The following is an 18693-nucleotide window of genomic DNA, read 5'->3' as shown; positions in this document are numbered from 1 at the left end:
AAATTACTCCTTGATTAATTCACAAGCCTTGTCTAAGGCTTTATCTAATGCAGATATGTCATTTCCACCAGCTTGTGCGAAGTTTTTCCTTCCTCCACCATTACCGCCGGCAACTTTTGCCATTTCTTTTACAATTTGACCTGCATTATATTTGTCTGTTAAATTATCATCTACTGATACAGTGAATATGATCTTATCTGTAACAGTTGCAAATACAATGACTAAATTAGAATATTGGTTTTTAATCCTATTTTCCAAATCTCTTAATTCATCTACGCTTACATTATCAAATTTAGCTACTAATAGGTTAATGCCATTTACTTCTTCGATTTTTTCTTTTAACTCTCCAAATAAATCTTTATTTGATTGAGATTTTAATCTCTTAATCTCATCATCTTTGTTATCCAGAGCATTTTTAATAGATTTTATTTTAGATTCAATATTATTAACCTTAGTATCTAAGCTATCAGCAATACTCTTTAATTTATTTTCTTGAGCTAATATTAAATCATAAACAGCTCTTCCTGTGATAGCTTCGATTCTTCTAACACCAGCTGCTGCAGATGATTCAGATTCTATCTTAAAGATTAAGACTTCAGATGTATTATTAACATGACAACCACCACATAGCTCTTTAGAATAATCACCCATAGATACAACTCTTACGGTTTCTTTATACTTATCTTCAAATAGTCCAATAGCACCGATTTCTTCTGATTTTTTATAATCCATGTATTCCTTCTTAACAGGAAGTTCAGCTCTAATTTTTTCGTTAACTATTTTTTCTATTTGTAAAATTTCCTCATTGCTTAATGCTTTATTATGTGAAAAATCAAATCTAAGTTTATTTTGATCAACTAAAGAACCCGCTTGTTTTATATCCTTTCCTAAAACATCGATTAATGCCTGATCAAGTAAGTGTGTTGCAGAGTGATTTCTTTGAATATCATATCTTCTTTCCAAATTAATTTTGAATTCTGCATCGTCATTAACAACAAGCTCACCCTCTACAATTTCAACATAGTGGAAAATTATATCATTTTTCTTTTGTACATCTATGACTTTTGCCTTACCATTATCTGTTAATATATATCCGGTATCAGCTACTTGTCCGCCACCTTCTGGATAAAACGAAGTTTTATTACTTATTACTATACCTTTGTTAGAATTTTTTATCGATTCTTTTTCTTCATTATCTACAAATATTGCTATTATTTTAGCATTGACGTCAAATTCATCATAACCAACAAATTCTGTCTTTTCAATATGATCTGTAATTAGATTATCATGGTTTGAACCCTTGTCAACCTTACGAGCATTTCTTGCAAGATTTCTTTGCTTTTCCATCTCTTCTTCAAATTTCTTTTCATCTACTTCAAGATTTTCTTCCTCAAGTATTTCCTTTGTAAGATCAAGTGGGAATCCATAAGTATCATATAATTTGAAAGCATCTGACCCATCTAATACCTTTTGTCCGTTTGCTTTTGTTGTAGCTATAAGATCATTAAGTATATCCAATCCTTGGTTTATTGTTTTTTGGAATCTATTTTCTTCATCACTTATAACTTTATGAATATTATCTTGATTATCTACTAATTCATCATATTCAGCCTTATATGTTTCTACTACCTTGTCAACAATTTTATTTAAGAATGAGCCTTCAATACCTAATAATTTACCATGTCTGTAAGCTCTTCTTATAAGTCTTCTTAGAACATATCCACGTTTTTCATTTGATGGAATAACCCCATCTGAAACTAAAAATGTCATTGCCTTAGCATGATCTGCTATAACTCTGATTGATACATCGTCTTTTTTATTTTCTTTATATTTTTTGTTAGATAATTTCTCAATTTCAGATATTATCTCTGTCATTACATCAATTTCAAAAATATTATCTTTTCCTTGAAGAACCATTGCAATTCTTTCTAGACCCATGCCTGTATCGATATTTGGATGTGCTAAATTTGTATAATTGCCTTGGTTATCTTTATTAAATTGTGTAAATACAAGATTCCATACTTCCATAAATCTATCTGAATCATCGTTGCCAGGCATGTTGTCATTTTCATCAATAGCTCTTTCAACTCCCCTATCAACAAAGATTTCTGAGCATGGTCCACAAGGTCCTACTTCTAATTCCCAGAAGTTATCCTCTTTGCCTTGTCTAAGAATTCTTTCAGCTGGCATTTTTATTTCATCATGCCAAATATTATAGGCTTCATCATCGTCTTTATATACAGTTACCCATAAATCATTTTTGTCTATACCTAATCTATCAGTTAGAAATTCATAAGCCCAGCTAATTGCTTCTCTCTTAAAATAATCACCAAAAGAGAAGTTACCTAGCATCTCAAAAAATGTACCGTGACGCTCAGTTTTTCCTACTCTCTCTATGTCACCAGTACGAACACATCTTTGAGATGAAGTGGCTCTGTTATTCTTCATCTTTTTTTCACCTGTAAAGTATTTCTTTAGAGGTGCCATACCAGCATTTATTAATAAAAGAGTATCATCATCAATTGGTGTTAATGGAAATGATTTTAAAAGTGTATGTTTTTTTTCATTTGCAAAAAATTCTAAGTAGCTTTTTCTAAGCTCATTCATTCCTAAGTTTTTCATCTGTTCTCCTTAAATTTCATGTTTGACAATATTATCCAAAGTTATGGAATCTACAGCCTCATTTATTAGACTGTCTAATTTTGTAAATACATCATATGCATCACATTTTTCAGCGCACTCAACTTTTCCACTTACGCATTCACTCATTGTTAAGTCACCCTCTAAGCTCCTTAGAATTTGACCAATGGAAATTTCTTTAAGTGGCTTACTTATCTTGTATCCGCCCTTTGGACCACGGCTTGATTTTATCAAGTCATCTTTTCTTAGCATTCTTACTAATTGTTCTAAATAATTTTCTGATAAGTTTAAATTCTCACTAATTTCAGAAACAGGTATATAGCCCTTATTTTCATTTTCTGCTATATAGCATATTGCTCTAAGCCCATACCTGCCTCTTGTTGATAATTTCATATATACCCCTATACTGTTATCAAATCTTTCATTGCCTCAAAATATTTATCACCTATGCCACTAACATTTTTTATCTCTTCAATCTTCTCAAATCGCTTCTGCTTCCTATATTCTATAATAGCATCCGCCCTTTTTTCACCTATGTTAGGTAGGGTCATAAGTTCTTCTTTACTAGCTATATTTATATTAATTTTAGCCTGTAAGCTTTGATTGGAAATAGATTGACTTTGCCCTAATGTTTGTGGGTTATCAGCATTTATGTTTTGATTCTCATCAATATTAGGTATGTATATTTTCATCTGATCTTCTAACCTTAAGGCTAGATTTATCGCATTTATATCTGCCCTTTCTGTTAGCCCACCTGCCTTTTTTACTAAATCATCTAATCTATCACCATCTTCTATAGCATAAACACCAGAATGTAATACTTCTCCAGATATGTATACTTTTTTATCAAGATTTTCTAAATCTGAGTCTACATCTTTTTCATTTTCTTTTTGATTTTTATTTTTCTGGTCAGGTTCTTTTACAATTATGCTTTCTTCCTTTTTAGTAAATTTATCAATTATACTATTATCTGAAAAAACATTGGCTACTAAAAAGGCTAAAGCTATGATAGCTGCAAATATAAATTTGTCTTTTCTATCTTTAGGCATACTTACTCCTAATAATCTATGGGGTTAATTCTCCCATAGATTATCTATATCATAGAACTCTCTTTGTTTATGAGTGAATATATGGACAATAACATCACTTACATCTATTAAAATCCATTCACCTTCTCTTAATCCTTCGTTCGATAAGACATCATAGCCTTCTTTTGCCAAAGATTCTTCTATATAATCAGCTAAGGCTCTAGTTTGATTTACAGAGTTACCTGTGGCTACAACAAAATAATCAGCTACAGAAGAGTCCTCTAATTTTATTACATTTATATCATCGGCTAATTTGTCTTCAAGTGTTTTAACTATTATGTCTAGTTTTTGCATTTTTCTCCTCTATTAAGTAATTTCTTGCTTCAATACTTAGTGGATTTATAATTGATTTTTTTGATATTAAAAACTTTATACTGCTGTCAAGCAGCATAAGCATAGTGTCGTTTAAATCAACAACCGATTTTCTTCTAATATCTTCAATTCCTTTAAAATCCCTATTAGGTTCTATAGCATCAGCAATAAATACTATTTTCTCTAATTTGGTCATATTTTTTTTGCCAGTAGTATGAAAACTTATTGCTGATAATATATCCTCATCGTTAATATTATACACTTTTTTTGCTAATTCTGCTCCTAAAAACGAATGAAGAACTGGGTCATTTTCTGAACTAACTGGATACTTTTTAATATCAATTCCTAGCTTATTTATAATTCTCTTTTCATTGTATTTTGCACAATCATGTAGGATTCCTGCAAGATAAGCTTTGTTTTCATCTACTCCAAAGACCCTTGCTAAATTACTTGCTGTTTTAGCTACTCTTAGACTGTGGTTGTATCTTTTTTCGCCTATATCTTCTAATATTTTTTCTTTAATATGATCAAGATTATGCATACAAATTCCTCTGTTTTATAATGTAGTCAACTTCATCTTTTACAAGATATTTAATACTTTTCTCATCCTTTACTAAAGACCTTATTAGAGTTGAGGATATATTGATACTTAAACTATTTACTAGGAATATATTCGGATTATCTTTCCTAATGTTTTTTACTTTGTCAACAAGTTTGCTATGAGGATCTATACCCTCCCTGGAAAAAACAATTATATTTGAGTCTAATATATATTTATAATTCTTCCAAGTATCTATAGTCATAAATGAGTCCTCACCCATTATATAAAATATTTCATGTTCCTTTAGAGAATCTGTAAAATATTTTATTGTATCGTGGGTGTACCTGATTACCTGATCAGTAGATTCAAAGGTAGATAAGATTATCTTATCATTGTCTTTAATAGCCTCGCTTACCATTTCAACTCTAGTATTGACTTCTGTAATCTTCTTATCTTTTTTATGAGGAGGATTAGATGACGGTAATATGATAATTCTATCAAGATTCATATAATTAATCACATTTTCCATCACTATTAGATGACCTAAATGTATTGGGTCAAATGTTCCTCCATAAAGTCCTATCCTCATTATAAGTTATAAGAATTTGATTCGTTTTTTCTGTAAATTGTAATTATTGATCCTATATGTGAAATAAACTCACAATTTAATTTGTTAATTATAGTATCAATAATTTCATCAGCATCATCTAGATTATTATTTAATATTTTAATTTTTATTAGTTCTCTAGCTTCTAAAGCTTCATCAATTGCTTCTAGTAATTGATCTGTCACTGAAAATTTACCTATATTTATCACTGGTTTAAAATCATGAGCTTCTTGCTTAAGCATAGCTCTTTGCTTTCCTGTTAACATTTTTCCTCCTATTCATAGTACTCAAAAACAATATCGCCTACTGCAACACTGTCTCCATCTTTTATTCCCATTTCTTTTAGTTTATCAAATACTTCCATCTCTCTTAAAGTTGATTCAAAGTACATTCTTGAATCATAATCATCTATATCTATTTTTTTTATTAGATTATCAATTCTTTTACCATAAACTATATAAATATCATCTTCTTTTGTAAAGTTAAGATCGTATTCAATTTCTTTATTATAAAATTCATCTAAGAAGTTTTCGTCTACTTCTTCCATAAGAGCAAACTCTTCTTCTTTTCTCTTATCTAGATCAAAAGCTACATAATCAATCATATCTTTTATACCTTGAGTGGTAGCAGCTGATATTTTGAAAATTTTATAAGAATTTCCAAATTCTTTTATAAACTCTTCGGCATTATTATTAGAATCTAATTCTGATTTATTAAGGGCGATTATCATTGGTTTTTTAGCTAAATCGTCATTATAAAGTTCTAATTCTTTATTAATTAGCTTAAAATCATCAATTGGATTTCTTCCTTCAAGTCCTGCTATATCTACAACATGAATTAGTATCCTGCATCTTTCTACATGCTTTAAAAAATCATGACCTAGACCTTGTCCTTCATTTGCACCTTCGATTAGACCAGCAATATCTGCAACTATAAAACTTCTCTCACTATCAACTTGGACTACCCCAAGATTAGGATCAATTGTTGTAAAATGATAATTAGCAATCTTTGGTTTTGCTTTACTTATTACGGATAAAAGAGTTGATTTACCTACATTTGGTAAGCCTACAAGTCCTACATCAGCTAGTACTTTTAACTCAAAGATTACATTGATTTCTTGACCTTTTCTTCCTGACTCAGCAAACCTTGGAGCTTGTCTAATAGAGTTTTTAAAGTGGACGTTACCTCTACCACCTCTACCACCTTTGGCAATTAAAAATTCTTCACCATCTTTGTTTAAATCTTTTATTATAATATTTGATTCTTCTTCTCTTATAATGGTTCCTACTGGAACTGGGATTATTAAATTTTCACCCTTTTTCCCAAATTTCTTATTTTTTCCGCCTTGTTCACCATTTTCTGCATGGAATTTTTTCTTATATCTAAATTCATCAAGGGTTGAGAGGTTCCTTGTGGCTTTTATAATTATTGAGCCACCATTTCCTCCATCACCACCAGCTGGTCCGCCAGTTGGTTCATATTTTTCCCTTCTCCAGGCTACTGCGCCATTACCACCATCGCCTGCCTTTAAGCTTACTTTTGCTAAATCTATCATATTTATCCTTTCATAAAAAAAGGCTTGCCAAAGGCAAGCTTAATTTTTCTTAATTATTGTGCATAAACAGATACTTGTTTTCTGCTTTTGCCTTTTCTTTCAAATTTTACAACACCTTCACATGATGCATAAAGAGTATCATCAGCACCTCTTTTAACGTTGTTACCTGGGTGGATTTTTGTTCCTCTTTGTCTAACAATGATTGTTCCAGCGTTTACAAATTGACCATCAGCTCTTTTAACGCCAAGTCTTTTAGCTCTTGAGTCTCTACCGTTCTTTGAAGATGAAACTCCCTTTTTACTTGAAAATCTTTGTAAATTAATATTTAATATCATGATTTCTCCTTATATTTTAATTTTACATAGCTGCTATAATTACCTAAAAGTGTCTCTATGCCAGTCTTAAAGTAATCAAATATAACATCTGTATCCCTATTTGGACTAGTAATATTTACAGACATCATAACTTCATCATCTGTAAAAATCACATCATCAGCATATTTATCAAGACTATTTACACAAGTATAGGCAAGTATGGTTACAGCTGAACATACAAGGTCTTTGCCATATTCATCGTATTCAGCATGACCTTTGATTTCAAATCCTACTATTTCGTCCTTATTATCGATTAATAAATCAACATTAATCATTAAAGACTTATGCTATTAATTTTTACTAAAGTATAAGGTTGTCTGTGACCGTGTTTTTTTCTATATTGTTTTTTAGGTTTATATTTAAACACTACGATTTTTTTAGCTTTATTTTGATCTTCAACAGTTGCAGATACTTTTGCACCTTCAACAACTGGGCTACCAACTTTGATATCTCCATCGTTAGATACTAATAAAACTTCTTCAAAATCAACAGTTTCACCAACTTCGTAATTAAGTTTTTCAACTCTTACCAAGTCACCTTCTGATACTTTATATTGTTTTCCACCTGTTTTGATTATTGCGTACATGGAAATCCTCCTATTTCTTAAATTCTCGCCAGCATTCGGGGATCAGAGCCCTAGCTGAGCGGTCTACTCATATATACTACTTCTGTTTAATAGTTTTGTCAAGATATTTCTATTATTTCCATCTTCTCAATAGCTTCATTCTCTAACTTTTCTATATCTAGATTTTCTTCAGACATCTTTATATATTTTAACTTAGGTTTTGTGAGTGGAGAATCAGGGGCAAATATTGAACAACAATCATCATATGGTTCTATAGATTTTTCATAAGAACCTATCTTATATGATATATCAATAATATCCTTCTTATCCATAGCAACTAGTGGTCTTAAAATCGGCCTTTCTGATGAATCATTTATTACAGAAATAGATTCTATAGTCTGACTTGCTACTTGGCCTAAGCTTTCACCTGTAATTAAAGCTTGATACTCCTTATTTTCAGCAATTTTATTGGCTATCCTCATCATAAACCTCCTGGATAAGATGGTCGTTTCCCTCCTATCACAGTTTTGATTTATTGCCTTATAAATATCAGCTAAATTTATCGAATATATTGTCATTTTGCCTGTATATGCAGATAAAATTTCTCCTAGGTCAATCGCTTTTTGCAAGGCTCTTTTTGAAGTAAAAGGATATGAATGGAAATGTAAGCAGTCAATCTTCATTCCTCTTTTTGCTACCATAAACCCAGCCACTGGTGAATCAATTCCACCGGATAAGAGCAATAGACCCTTTCCTGAAGAACCAATTGGAAGGCCTCCTAAGCCCTCAAACCTATCGGCATATACATAAACATTTTCTTTTACATCTATATAAAGCTTAAAATCAGGATTATGAACATCCACCCTTAAGTTTGGGAAATCCCTTAGCATAAATCCACCTATTTTCGCACTTAATTCAGGACTTTTTAGCTTAAAAGTTTTATCAGTTCTTCTACTTTCTACCTTAAAAGTGTATTTATTGTCAGCATATGAGTTATCAACAACCTCTTTTGTTGCTTCATATATAGAATCAAGATCTTTATTTGTTTTTAAAACATAGGCAAGATAAGAAATCCCAAATACCTTTAAGATATTTTCCTTTAATTTGTCGAAATCTTGCCTATCAGCTTCAATATAGAGTTTTGAAGATTCTGTATAAATCTTTCCGTGTTTGATTTCTCTTATATTTCTTTTTATATTATTAATTGCTTGTTTGTAGAAAATATTTCTATTTTTACCCTTTAAAAATATTTCGCCAAAGCTAACCGCAATCATCCATTCCATTATATTACCATCCTTATTAGTTCAATACTTCTTTTTAGAATATCTATTGTAAAATCAAGGTCTTCTTTGCTTATTTCTCCACTGAAAGAAAATCTAATTGCCCCATCCATATATTTTTCATCTAAATCTATAGCAGATAAAATCCTGCTATCATCACCCTTTGAGCAGGCAGAGCCGCTTGATACATAAATTTCCTCTTCTTCCAGCATATGGAGTAAAACCTCAGCCTTAATATTTGCAAAAGCAACATCTAGAATATATGCAGAACAATTTTCTTCTGGAGAAATTATATAGTAATCATCAATACTATCTTTTATTAAAGATCTAAAATATAAGTTAATTTCTTTAATATATTCATACTCATTAGCTTCAATTTGTTTTCTTAGGGCAATCGCCATAGCATATATTGATGGGGCATCGCTTGTTCCAGATGATATTATTTCTTGATAGCCTCCATCCAAAATAGGTTTAACCTTTGCGGTTATATCCTTCTTTATATAAAGTCCACCCATTTGTTTCGGACCGTGAAATTTATGGGCGGAGAAACTCATCATATCAACACCTAGTGACTTAACATCACAGTTTATCTTCCCTAGAGCTTGCGTTGCGTCAACATGTAAAATAATATTTTTGTTATAAGATTTTATAATTTTAGAAATTTTTCTAATATCTTGAATACAACCTATTTCATTATTTACATATATTATTGATACAAAACTGATATCATTGTTTAATTGTTTTTTTAAATCATTAAGGTCAATAAAACCATATTTATCGTTATCTAGGTAAATGACTTTATCAAAATCAGATTTTTTAAAAGCTTCGTACACTGAAGAGTGCTCTATTTTACTTGTTAACGCCACCCCATCAAAAGATTTGATGGCTATATTATTTGATTCACTAGCTGATTTTGTAAAAAATACTTCACTCTCGGCAGACGAGATAACACTAGCTATATATTTCCTACTTTTTTTTATTAAATTTTCTGCTTCCATACCAAATGAATGGAGGGCACTTGGATTTGCAAAGGTCTCTTCTTGAGCTTTTACATACGCTTTTATTGCCTCATCATACATCTTTGTAGTCGCAGCATTATCTAAATAGATCATACATACTCCTTAATATTTCTATTATATTAGAAGTAAGTTAGATTACAAATCTATAGTATAATAATGTTATGATTACAATTAAAAAATATTTAAAATCAAATAAAATAACAAGTCACGACCTTGTTTTGGATATTGAAACTACTGGCTTAGATTTTAAAAGGGATAAGCTTGTTTTGCTTGGTCTTGTGAAACTTATAAATAATAAAACATATATCTTTCAATATTTTGCAGAAGATGATAGTGAGGAAGAAAGATTACTTAACATATATTTACGAGAAATTAAAGATAAAAGAGTTATTAGCTTTAATGGGGAAATATTTGACTTCGAATTTTTAAATTCACGTTTATTAGCTCATGAGAAATTTCCAATAATAGTAGATGATAGTTTCGACATTTATAGGATAATTAAAAGAAGTTCAAAATTTATCTATTTTGATTCTATGAAGCTTATCGATATAGAAAAACTAATCGGTATTAATAGAAATGATCCAAGTAGATACAAGGTAATTTCTAAACTAAAAGATGACCTTAAAAAAAGAGATAAGCCTTATCCTATATTAAAGCACAATGAGAATGATTTAATAGCTACGGCCGAGCTTGCCGATATAAAAGAAATACTTAAAGAAAAATTAGGAATTGCTACAAAGTTTGGTAATATTTACATCTCTAATGCTAATATTAATAAAGACATAGCAAATATAGAATTTATATCAGATAAAAATCTGAATGAAACATATTTGGTTAAAGACAACTATCAAATAGTAATAAAAGATAATTTGATAAGACTCAACCTATTCGTCCTATACGGAAATTTCCCAGATGGGTCAAATGGTCATGTTGCAATTAATACTTTAAATATTACAAATAATTCAAATACTGAAATTAACGAAAATCTCTTAATTATCAGACAAGATTTTTTATATAATTATAAAAATCTCTTAGCTTTAGCGAAAAAAATAATAGAGACTCTCGATAGCCTATAAACTATCTGGAGTCTCTATTTTCCAATCAATCTCTTTTTCATTATTCTTTTTTAGAAATTGATTTGTTCTTGAAAAAACTTTTGATCCAAAAAATCCTCTCCTTGCTGATAAAGGCGAAGGATGTGATGATTTTATAATTAAGTGTTTAGGATTCGTTATGAATTTTTCTTTAGCTATGGCGTTATTTCCCCAAAGAATGAAAACACATGGACTTTCTTTCTTATTTAGTATCTTAATAATTTCATCTGTAAAAATTTGCCAACCAATATTTTTATGAGAATTAGGTTTCTTTTCCACAACTGTTAGACTTGTATTAAGTAAAAGCACTCCTTGTTTAGCCCAAGAAACTAGTGAACCAGTATCAGCGATTGGAATGCCTAAATCTGATTTTAATTCCTTATAAATATTTTTAAGTGAAGGCGGTATCTTTACACCTGCATTAACTGAAAAAGCTAATCCATTTGCCTGGCCAAAATTATAGTAAGGATCTTGGCCCAAAATAAGAACCTTAGTATCTTCATAAGAGGATAGTCTAAGAGCATTAAAGATTTCATCTTTTGGAGGAAATATAGTGTTTTCTTTATAAGACTCTTCTAAAAAATCAGTTATTTCTTTAAAATAGGACTTAGCAAATTCAGCTTCTAATATTTCATCCCAATCATTTCCTATAATGTTTTTAATTTTCTTCATGAATAAAAAGTATATATATTATTGATAAGGCACAACCTATTGTGACAAAGATATCTGCAATATTAAATATTGGGAAATTTACAAAAGAGATCTCTATAAAATCTACAACATATCCATTAAAGGCCCTATCATAAAAATTACCCAAAGCTCCTGATATAATAAATGATAGGGCTACATTTAATATGAGAGGATTATTTTTATAATTTTTAATAAAATAATATATTAAATAACAAACTATTCCTACCGTAATAAGCAGGAAAAATATCCTCCTATCTTGTAAAATCCCAAAAGCTGCTCCCCTATTTTCTAAATAAGTGAGATTTATTATTGGACCTTCGATTGGGTTAGCTATAAAATTATTAATTGCGTAAATTTTGCTAAGTCTATCTAAAATTAGACCAGCTATTATTATAAATATATATATCATTTAATTCTCCTATATTCTATGTGGTAGTTTCCTTTTTTACTTAAACCGCTTATGGAATCATATATAAATCTTCCATTTTTTCTAATAGAAATCAGGGAAGATTCATTTACTCTATATGATGGATTATCTATAGTCTGAAAATCAACCTTAACCATCCTGTTGGCAACTAGTTCTTTAGCCTTAGCTCTTGAGGTAGAAATAAATTCTGCCACGAGATTATCAAGCCTTATGCTTGAGATAAAGCCTTTGTGATACTCATACTCTAAAGGAATTAAAGAAATTTGAGCATCCTCTTTTTCTTTTAATTTTATTGTTTCATTTTTAATTTTTGTTAAATTGAATTCTACAAAAGAAGCTATGCCCTTATCGATAACAAATTCTACCCTGCCACCTAGTATAGAAATATCACCTATCTGATTTCTATCCACACCTAAACTTAATAAAGCTCCAAGTACATCAGGATGGCTTATTTCGCATGAATCAAATTCTAATACACTTAGATAATTAGGCTCATATAGAGGTAGATAGTAGTAGTTTGCAACAAATATCTTTCTTTCAGAATCAGGGTTACCACCAATAAAGGCAATATCGATATTATTTTTAGTAGCAATATCACTTATCACTTTTTGTTCATAGGGATCTAAGAAAAAGCTTGTTGTTTCGACTTTTCTATAATAAGCTTTTTCTAAAAAAGCCAAGGCTTTCCTTATATTTGTTTTTGTCTGTTTATCTAAAATATGGTCGAGATTATATATTAAAGCCATAAAAATAAAAGATCGAAATTAATCGATCTATAATTGGTTATAATTGCCTTCTGATATTTGATCTGCTACAAAAGAATCTATCTCAACACCATTAGGGGTAATTACAAATATTCCTTTTGTAACTTTCTTCATATTACCTTTGAGAGCATATACTGCTCCACTAACAAAGTCAAATATCCTCATTCTGAGGTCATTGTCAACCATTTCTAAATTAAGAACTACTACTCTATTTTTTAGGATTTCTTCTATTACTACTGGACCATCATTATCATAATCTAATGGTTCTTGAATTGATATTCTCAAGTTATTACTCCTAGAAAAATTATTGCTGTTCATGTTAACTACATTATCATCCTTACTATTTGTATATGAGCTTTTATAAGTATTAGTATCATTTTTACCATAAGAGACTGATGAAAATGTGTTTGATGAATATGATGAAGTCTTATCTTCATCTAATAGATTACTATAAGTTTTACGCTCACTTTTTTCCTCTTTAGTATCTTCGTCATCATAATACATTTGCTCATCATCATAATCATCGTAATTATCATCAATTCCAATGAATTCTTTAAACCTATCTAACATATAAACCACCCTTTTTCTTTTTCATTCTTACATTTATTATATCCTAATTTTAATATATGTAAAAATTAATATTCGCTCTTAATTTCTCTATTCATTAAATCTTTAACCGATTGGTCACAATCTTTACCTTTAAAAAGAACATCATATATCTCATTTGTTATTGGAAGCTCAACATTTTTTTCCTTAGCTAATTCATAAACTGCCTTTGTTGTAGGTATACCTTCAACAACCATATGGATTTCTTTTTCAAGTTCTTCTATGCCTAGACCTTGACCTACTAAAATACCAGCCCTATTATTTCTAGAATGTCTACTAGTAGCTGTCACTATCAAGTCGCCAACTCCTGCTAAACCATTTATAGTTTTAGGGTTTGCACCAAATGCTTTCGCAAATCTATTCATTTCGTGAATCCCCCTTGTGATGAGGGCTGCCTTCGCATTATCACCATATCCTAATCCACTTGACAGACCTATTCCAAAAGCGAGTATATTTTTAATAGCACCACCTAATTCAACACCTACTACATCTTGTGATGAGTAGACTCTAAAATAGTCTCTAACAAATAGCTGTTGTAATTCTTTTGCTAAACTTTCATCTTCACAAGCGCAAACTATTGTTGTTGGCATCTTAAAAATAACTTCTTCAGCATGTGATGGGCCACTTAATACTGCAAATTTAATATCCTTATTAAAATCATTAAAAATTTCTGATATTCTCTTATGAGTGTTTAGCTCCAGACCTTTTGATAAGTTGATAATAACATGATTGCTGCATAGATAATCTCTAGATTTTTCCAAGACTGACCTTATATTTTGGGTTGGTATACCATTGATTATATATTTATTTTCATAAATCTCTTTTAAATCAGAAGTAGCTCTTATCTTTTCATTAATCTTTATATCTGGAAAATATTTACAGTTTATATGGTTTGAATTTATGGAATCTGCCAATCTTTGATCTCTAGCATATATCAAAACATCATCTTTTTCTGCTAGAATATTTGCTATAGCTGTCGACCAAGAACCAGCTCCTAAAATTGATATTGTCATTTAATCACCTAAAATATTTTTTTCTCTTCACCCTTGATAAGTCTTTTAAAATTATCCTTATGTTTATAAATTATCATCAATGCCAAAATAGATAAACATATAGTAAAGCTATTAATTCCAAACTTATATATACCATATACAATAGCTACAAGAGCAGCACTCATAGAAGCAAGAGATACTATTCTACTTGCAAACATCACCACTAAAAAAACAGTAAATAGAGTTAGGGCAAATACAGGATTGATATATACTAAAGCTCCAAAAATTGTTGCTATCCCTTTTCCTGCCTTAAAATTAAGGACAAAGCTATACATATGCCCAATGACGACAAAAAACATCGCTAGATAAATTCCTTCTTCCCCAGCAAATTTTTTACCAATTATGCAAGCAACAATAGCCTTTGAAAAATCAAATAGAAATGTTCCTAAACCTGCTAATTTCCCGAAATTTCTCAAGGCATTTGTACTTCCTACATTGCCAGAACCCATTTTCCTTATATCTTGTTTAAAAAATATTTTTCCAATCACATAACCAGCTGGTATTGATCCTATTAGGTAGGATAGCAGAATTACTAATATATATTTCATGATTTTGCCTTATGTTCTTTGAATACAAAACTAAAAGGTACACCAGTCAATGCATAATTTTGTCTGATTTGATTTTCTAGATATCTAGTATAGGAGAAGTGAATTAAATCTCTATCATTTATTGACAACAAGAATTTTGGTGGCATAGTTCCTACCTGGCTCATGTAGTAAATCTTGAGTCTCTTCCCCTTATCTTGTGGAGGTGGATTTAATAGCATTGCATCTTGTAAGATTGTATTTAAAACACCAGTCTTAATTCTCATTCTATAGTTATTATCTACAGCTTCTATCATATCTAATAGGGTATCTATTCTTTTATTATCCTTAACTGACATAAAGACAATTGGTGCATACATTGCAAAAGATAGAGTCTCTCGGATCTTTTTTTCCATATCAGCCATTGTATTAGTCTCTTTTTCAACCAAATCCCACTTGTTTACTGCAATTATTATTGCTTTTTTATTGTTGTGAGCATAACCGGCTATCTTTGCATCCTGCTCTGTAACTCCTACTGTAGCATCTATCAAAAACAAGCAAATTTCTGCACTATCTACAGCATCAAAAGTCCTTTGATTGGCATAATATTCTATGTTTTCTTTAACTTTTGCCTTTCTCCTTAAGCCAGCAGTATCAATTAAGACGTAGTTTTTGTCATTGTATTGCCAATAAGAATCTACAGCATCTCTAGTTGTACCAGCGATGTTTGTTACTATCATCCTATCTTCATTCAAAAGCAGATTGACAAGAGAACTTTTACCAGCATTTGGTTTACCTATTATGGCAATTCTTGTCTCGTCTTCTGGTGAATCAAACTGAGAAAAGTCAATATAAGACGTAACTGCATCTAATAGGTCTCCTAGTCCCTTTGCTTGTTCTGCTGATATAATTTTCAAATCATCAAATCCAAATTGATAAAAATCATAAATATCATCTGGCATTATCATGTTATCGACTTTATTTGCTACGATTATAACTGGCTTATTATATTTTCTTATTTCATTTGCAATATCGACATCATGAGGATTGACTCCTTCTTTACCATCGACTACAAATAGTATTAAATTTGTCTCAAGAAGAGCTTTTTCTACTTGCCCTCTGATTTCGACATTCATCATCTCTTTACTTGATATATCTATACCGCCAGTATCAACAAGCTGAAATTCATTATTTTGCCATTCTACTTTATCGACAATCCTATCTCTTGTAACTCCTGATATATCTTCAGTAATTGATTTTCTTTTGCCAACTAGTCTATTGAAAAGCGTAGATTTACCTACATTTGTTCTACCTACTAGGGTTACTATTGGTAAGGCCATTTTATCACTCCATTGTTTGATATTGAATATTCAATATCGCTTATCATAATTTTCTTATCTTCATTAATTGTTCTTTTTTAAAATTCTTATCTATCCCTCTTATTATTAAGATTGAAATAGCTAAAAATACTAATACGCTTAATAAAGAAATAAGATTTAAATCCAAGTTAGAATTTTTAAATAGTAATGATGGGCCTATAGCTCCAATCATCACCATTATTACTGGAAATATATATACAATAGCAGAAAGTTTATTGATTTCATTCGCATCACTTTCTAATAGTACTGTATCTCCTTTTTTTATATCATCCGCTGAAAACATTTCAATTATAGTTGATTTTCTTTCTGCACAAGAGCCATTTGCTGCACAAGAGCCGCACGCGCTATTCCTATCAACTTGAATTTTAAGATTTCCATTATTATTTTCAAGAACTAAACCTTCTTTAGTCATTGACATTTCTTATCACCTCAATTTAATATTTAACTCATTTAAAGCCTTATCATCAACGATTGATGGTGCTTCTGTTAAAGGACAAGTTGCTGATTGTGTCTTAGGGAATGCAATTATGTCTTTGATATTATCAGTTTTTGCAAATAGCATTAATAACCTATCAAGACCATAAGCTAGTCCTGCATGTGGTGGTGTACCATATTGTAGGGCTTCAATAAAGAAACCAAATTTATTTTCTATATCTTCCTTACTTAGTTTTAAAGCTTTAAAGACTCTTTCTTGTAGGTCTGAATTATTAATCCTTACTGAGCCTCCACCCATCTCATCACCATTTATAACTATGTCGTACGCTTGGGTTCTTACCTTTTCTGGTTGAGTTTCAAGTAAGTCTATGTCCTCTTCGTTCATCATAGTGAAAGGATGGTGCTGTGCAACATACCTATCTTCTTCTTCACTATATTCAAACATTGGGAAGTTTACTACCCATGTTAGGGCATATTCTTTTTCGTAAAGGTTATTATCTTTGGCAATCTTTACTCTTAGAGCTCCTAAGGCTTCTAGAACTGTTTTATCCTTATCGGCTGCTAGGAATATTAAATCGCCTTCTTTTGCTCCTAGTTTATTTTTCAATCCTTCTATAATATCATCAGTTAAGAACTTTTTGATTGATGATTGCATATCTGAGTTAAATTTAACATAAGATAGACCTTTAAGTCCATAATCTTTTACAAAATCTGTTAATTTATCAAGCTGTTTTCTTGAATATTTATCTTCTAAACCTGTAAAATTTATGGCCCTTACAGATCTACCGTCTGATGTATTGTCTGAAAATACTTTAAAGTCACTATCTACAAATATATCAGATACATTTTGAATTTTATAACCATACCTTAAATCTGGCTTGTCTGAACCGTATGACTCAATTGCTTCACTATAATCCATCCTTGCTATTGGTAGTTTTAAGTCATAGTCTGTGTACTTATCGAATAAAGTCTTTAGTAAACCCTCATTCATTGCTATTACATCATCTTGGTTTGAAAAACTCATTTCAAGGTCAAGCTGAGTAAATTCTGGTTGCCTATTCGCCCTTAAGTCCTCGTCCCTAAAACATTTTACAACTTGGAAATACCTATCTAGAGATCCAATCATCAAAATTTGTTTTAGTAACTGTGGTGATTGTGGAAGAGCATAAAATTTACCTGAGTTTATTCTTGATGGTACAAGATAGTCCCTAGCGCCTTCTGGGGTTGGTTTTGTTAGAAAAGGAGTTTCAACTTCTGTAAAATCATTGTCATACATATATTCTCTCATTGTTCTAACAATATCAGATCTAAGCTTTAGATTTCTTTGAACAGATTGTTTTCTCATATCAAGATATCTATATTTTAACCTTAAATTTTCGCTAACATCATCATCATCCTTGATATAAATTGGTGGTGTCTTAGCCTTATCAAGGATATTGATCTTATCAGCGATTATTTCAATATCACCTGTTGGAATCTCAGAGTTTTTGCTTTCTCTTTCAAAAACCTTTCCCTTAACTTCTATTACATATTCTTGAGCTAAGCTTTTTGCTATCTGATAGTTATCAGCATCTTCTTCTCTGACCACAATTTGGCTAATACCAGTCTTATCTCTTAAATCTATAAATACAAGAGATCCAAGGTTACGTTTTTTGCCAACCCAGCCCATCAAAACTACTTCTTTACCTAAGTCTTCAATTCTTAGGCTTCCACACATATTTGTTCTTTTAAATTCCATATT

The 18693-nt window shown here is 30.6% G+C and carries 23 protein-coding genes; 1 reads left to right on the top strand and 22 read right to left on the bottom strand.

What is annotated here, in order from left to right; genetic code table 11:
- Positions 1-3 precede the first annotated feature (3 nt).
- From alaS to NH286_RS02585, 13 genes are all read right to left on the bottom strand, one after another.
- Entirely contained in the window at positions 4-2622 is a 2619-nt protein-coding gene (gene alaS / locus NH286_RS02645) for an alanine--tRNA ligase (protein WP_265213192.1), read from the bottom strand.
- Between the two features lie 9 nt (positions 2623-2631).
- The gene (locus tag NH286_RS02640; RefSeq protein ID WP_106460243.1) at positions 2632-3033 is read right to left on the bottom strand and encodes an RrF2 family transcriptional regulator; all 402 of its coding nucleotides are present in this window, start codon (positions 3031-3033) and stop codon (positions 2632-2634) included.
- 8 nt (positions 3034-3041) lie between these two features.
- Positions 3042-3689, bottom strand: a complete 648-nt coding sequence (locus NH286_RS02635; RefSeq protein WP_106460242.1) for a DUF655 domain-containing protein — start codon at positions 3687-3689, stop codon at positions 3042-3044.
- A gap of 24 nt (positions 3690-3713) precedes the next feature.
- Positions 3714-4022 (bottom strand): ribosome silencing factor, encoded by a 309-nt coding sequence (rsfS, locus tag NH286_RS02630; RefSeq protein ID WP_106460241.1) that lies wholly within the window; start codon positions 4020-4022, stop codon positions 3714-3716.
- On the bottom strand, positions 3997-4581 hold the full coding sequence (gene yqeK / locus NH286_RS02625) for a bis(5'-nucleosyl)-tetraphosphatase (symmetrical) YqeK (RefSeq protein ID WP_265236631.1): 585 nt from the start codon (positions 4579-4581) through the stop codon (positions 3997-3999). Before yqeK ends, rsfS begins: the two co-directional genes overlap by 26 nt.
- A complete protein-coding gene (gene nadD / locus NH286_RS02620) occupies positions 4574-5170 on the bottom strand; it encodes a nicotinate (nicotinamide) nucleotide adenylyltransferase (RefSeq protein ID WP_265236630.1) in 597 nt (198 codons plus the stop codon). Before nadD ends, yqeK begins: the two co-directional genes overlap by 8 nt.
- Positions 5170-5454, bottom strand: coding sequence for a ribosome assembly RNA-binding protein YhbY (yhbY, locus tag NH286_RS02615; RefSeq protein ID WP_106460238.1), 285 nt, complete (start codon positions 5452-5454; stop codon positions 5170-5172). Before yhbY ends, nadD begins: the two co-directional genes overlap by 1 nt.
- An 8-nt stretch (positions 5455-5462) precedes the next feature.
- On the bottom strand, positions 5463-6743 hold the full coding sequence (gene obgE / locus NH286_RS02610; RefSeq protein ID WP_265236629.1) for a GTPase ObgE: 1281 nt from the start codon (positions 6741-6743) through the stop codon (positions 5463-5465).
- 53 nt (positions 6744-6796) lie between these two features.
- Positions 6797-7078 (bottom strand): 50S ribosomal protein L27, encoded by a 282-nt coding sequence (gene rpmA / locus NH286_RS02605; RefSeq protein WP_072537410.1) that lies wholly within the window; start codon positions 7076-7078, stop codon positions 6797-6799.
- A complete protein-coding gene (locus tag NH286_RS02600; protein WP_106460236.1) occupies positions 7075-7392 on the bottom strand; it encodes a ribosomal-processing cysteine protease Prp in 318 nt (105 codons plus the stop codon). Before NH286_RS02600 ends, rpmA begins: the two co-directional genes overlap by 4 nt.
- Positions 7392-7703 carry a 50S ribosomal protein L21 gene (gene rplU, locus NH286_RS02595; RefSeq protein ID WP_265213177.1) on the bottom strand — a complete coding sequence of 104 codons (312 nt, stop codon included), beginning with the start codon at positions 7701-7703 and terminating at the stop codon, positions 7392-7394. Before rplU ends, NH286_RS02600 begins: the two co-directional genes overlap by 1 nt.
- Positions 7704-7801: 98 nt before the next feature.
- A complete protein-coding gene (gene thiI / locus NH286_RS02590; RefSeq protein ID WP_265236628.1) occupies positions 7802-8965 on the bottom strand; it encodes a tRNA uracil 4-sulfurtransferase ThiI in 1164 nt (387 codons plus the stop codon).
- Positions 8965-10074 carry a cysteine desulfurase family protein gene (locus tag NH286_RS02585; protein WP_265213175.1) on the bottom strand — a complete coding sequence of 370 codons (1110 nt, stop codon included), beginning with the start codon at positions 10072-10074 and terminating at the stop codon, positions 8965-8967. Before NH286_RS02585 ends, thiI begins: the two co-directional genes overlap by 1 nt.
- A 68-nt stretch (positions 10075-10142) precedes the next feature.
- Between NH286_RS02585 and NH286_RS02580 the strand changes: the two genes are divergently transcribed.
- Entirely contained in the window at positions 10143-11057 is a 915-nt protein-coding gene (locus tag NH286_RS02580; protein ID WP_265213174.1) for a ribonuclease H-like domain-containing protein, read from the top strand.
- On the opposite strand, the gene NH286_RS02575 is transcribed toward NH286_RS02580, so the two are convergent.
- The 9 genes from NH286_RS02575 to aspS all read right to left on the bottom strand — a co-directional run bounded on the left by NH286_RS02575 (position 11052) and on the right by aspS (position 18690).
- Positions 11052-11747, bottom strand: coding sequence for a uracil-DNA glycosylase (locus NH286_RS02575; protein WP_414826863.1), 696 nt, complete (start codon positions 11745-11747; stop codon positions 11052-11054). The two genes, NH286_RS02580 and NH286_RS02575, sit on opposite strands and share 6 nt — an antisense overlap.
- Positions 11734-12174, bottom strand: coding sequence for a signal peptidase II (gene lspA / locus NH286_RS02570; RefSeq protein WP_265236626.1), 441 nt, complete (start codon positions 12172-12174; stop codon positions 11734-11736). Before lspA ends, NH286_RS02575 begins: the two co-directional genes overlap by 14 nt.
- Positions 12171-12872, bottom strand: a complete 702-nt coding sequence (locus tag NH286_RS02565; RefSeq protein ID WP_321160843.1) for a YlmH/Sll1252 family protein — start codon at positions 12870-12872, stop codon at positions 12171-12173. Before NH286_RS02565 ends, lspA begins: the two co-directional genes overlap by 4 nt.
- 93 nt (positions 12873-12965) lie before the next feature.
- The gene (locus tag NH286_RS02560) at positions 12966-13526 is read right to left on the bottom strand and encodes a cell division protein SepF (protein WP_265236622.1); all 561 of its coding nucleotides are present in this window, start codon (positions 13524-13526) and stop codon (positions 12966-12968) included.
- A 65-nt stretch (positions 13527-13591) separates the two neighbouring features.
- Entirely contained in the window at positions 13592-14575 is a 984-nt protein-coding gene (locus tag NH286_RS02555) for an NAD(P)H-dependent glycerol-3-phosphate dehydrogenase (RefSeq protein ID WP_265236620.1), read from the bottom strand.
- Positions 14576-14583: 8 nt separating this feature from the next.
- Positions 14584-15162, bottom strand: coding sequence for a glycerol-3-phosphate 1-O-acyltransferase PlsY (gene plsY, locus NH286_RS02550; RefSeq protein ID WP_265236618.1), 579 nt, complete (start codon positions 15160-15162; stop codon positions 14584-14586).
- Positions 15159-16478, bottom strand: coding sequence for a ribosome biogenesis GTPase Der (der, locus tag NH286_RS02545; RefSeq protein WP_106460226.1), 1320 nt, complete (start codon positions 16476-16478; stop codon positions 15159-15161). The genes plsY and der overlap by 4 nt, the downstream gene beginning before the upstream one ends.
- A gap of 43 nt (positions 16479-16521) precedes the next feature.
- The gene (locus NH286_RS02540) at positions 16522-16935 is read right to left on the bottom strand and encodes a SoxR reducing system RseC family protein (protein ID WP_106460225.1); all 414 of its coding nucleotides are present in this window, start codon (positions 16933-16935) and stop codon (positions 16522-16524) included.
- 6 nt (positions 16936-16941) lie between these two features.
- Positions 16942-18690, bottom strand: a complete 1749-nt coding sequence (aspS, locus tag NH286_RS02535; RefSeq protein ID WP_265236615.1) for an aspartate--tRNA ligase — start codon at positions 18688-18690, stop codon at positions 16942-16944.
- Positions 18691-18693: the final 3 nt, after the last annotated feature.

Origin of the sequence: Anaerococcus sp. NML200574 (assembly GCF_026131665.1) — a bacterium.
Lineage (GTDB): Bacteria > Bacillota > Clostridia > Tissierellales > Peptoniphilaceae > Anaerococcus > Anaerococcus kampingae.
Note: the sequence above shows the minus strand (reverse complement) of the source record. Positions and strands in the feature narration are given on the sequence as shown.

Coding starts and splice junctions, on each gene's coding strand:
- der (WP_106460226.1), bottom strand. CDS start 16,478: ATGGCCTTACCAATAGTAACCCTAGTAGGTAGAACAAATGTAGGTAAA.
- NH286_RS02580 (WP_265213174.1), top strand. CDS start 10,143: ATGATTACAATTAAAAAATATTTAAAATCAAATAAAATAACAAGTCAC.
- NH286_RS02640 (WP_106460243.1), bottom strand. CDS start 3,033: ATGAAATTATCAACAAGAGGCAGGTATGGGCTTAGAGCAATATGCTAT.
- rsfS (WP_106460241.1), bottom strand. CDS start 4,022: ATGCAAAAACTAGACATAATAGTTAAAACACTTGAAGACAAATTAGCC.
- aspS (WP_265236615.1), bottom strand. CDS start 18,690: ATGGAATTTAAAAGAACAAATATGTGTGGAAGCCTAAGAATTGAAGAC.
- NH286_RS02600 (WP_106460236.1), bottom strand. CDS start 7,392: ATGATTAATGTTGATTTATTAATCGATAATAAGGACGAAATAGTAGGA.
- yhbY (WP_106460238.1), bottom strand. CDS start 5,454: ATGTTAACAGGAAAGCAAAGAGCTATGCTTAAGCAAGAAGCTCATGAT.
- lspA (WP_265236626.1), bottom strand. CDS start 12,174: ATGATATATATATTTATAATAATAGCTGGTCTAATTTTAGATAGACTT.
- obgE (WP_265236629.1), bottom strand. CDS start 6,743: ATGATAGATTTAGCAAAAGTAAGCTTAAAGGCAGGCGATGGTGGTAAT.
- yqeK (WP_265236631.1), bottom strand. CDS start 4,581: ATGCATAATCTTGATCATATTAAAGAAAAAATATTAGAAGATATAGGC.
- plsY (WP_265236618.1), bottom strand. CDS start 15,162: ATGAAATATATATTAGTAATTCTGCTATCCTACCTAATAGGATCAATA.
- NH286_RS02555 (WP_265236620.1), bottom strand. CDS start 14,575: ATGACAATATCAATTTTAGGAGCTGGTTCTTGGTCGACAGCTATAGCA.
- thiI (WP_265236628.1), bottom strand. CDS start 8,965: ATGGAATGGATGATTGCGGTTAGCTTTGGCGAAATATTTTTAAAGGGT.
- NH286_RS02575 (WP_414826863.1), bottom strand. CDS start 11,747: ATGAAGAAAATTAAAAACATTATAGGAAATGATTGGGATGAAATATTA.
- NH286_RS02635 (WP_106460242.1), bottom strand. CDS start 3,689: ATGCCTAAAGATAGAAAAGACAAATTTATATTTGCAGCTATCATAGCT.
- rplU (WP_265213177.1), bottom strand. CDS start 7,703: ATGTACGCAATAATCAAAACAGGTGGAAAACAATATAAAGTATCAGAA.
- rpmA (WP_072537410.1), bottom strand. CDS start 7,078: ATGATATTAAATATTAATTTACAAAGATTTTCAAGTAAAAAGGGAGTT.
- NH286_RS02540 (WP_106460225.1), bottom strand. CDS start 16,935: ATGTCAATGACTAAAGAAGGTTTAGTTCTTGAAAATAATAATGGAAAT.
- alaS (WP_265213192.1), bottom strand. CDS start 2,622: ATGAAAAACTTAGGAATGAATGAGCTTAGAAAAAGCTACTTAGAATTT.
- NH286_RS02560 (WP_265236622.1), bottom strand. CDS start 13,526: ATGTTAGATAGGTTTAAAGAATTCATTGGAATTGATGATAATTACGAT.
- NH286_RS02585 (WP_265213175.1), bottom strand. CDS start 10,074: ATGATCTATTTAGATAATGCTGCGACTACAAAGATGTATGATGAGGCA.
- nadD (WP_265236630.1), bottom strand. CDS start 5,170: ATGAGGATAGGACTTTATGGAGGAACATTTGACCCAATACATTTAGGT.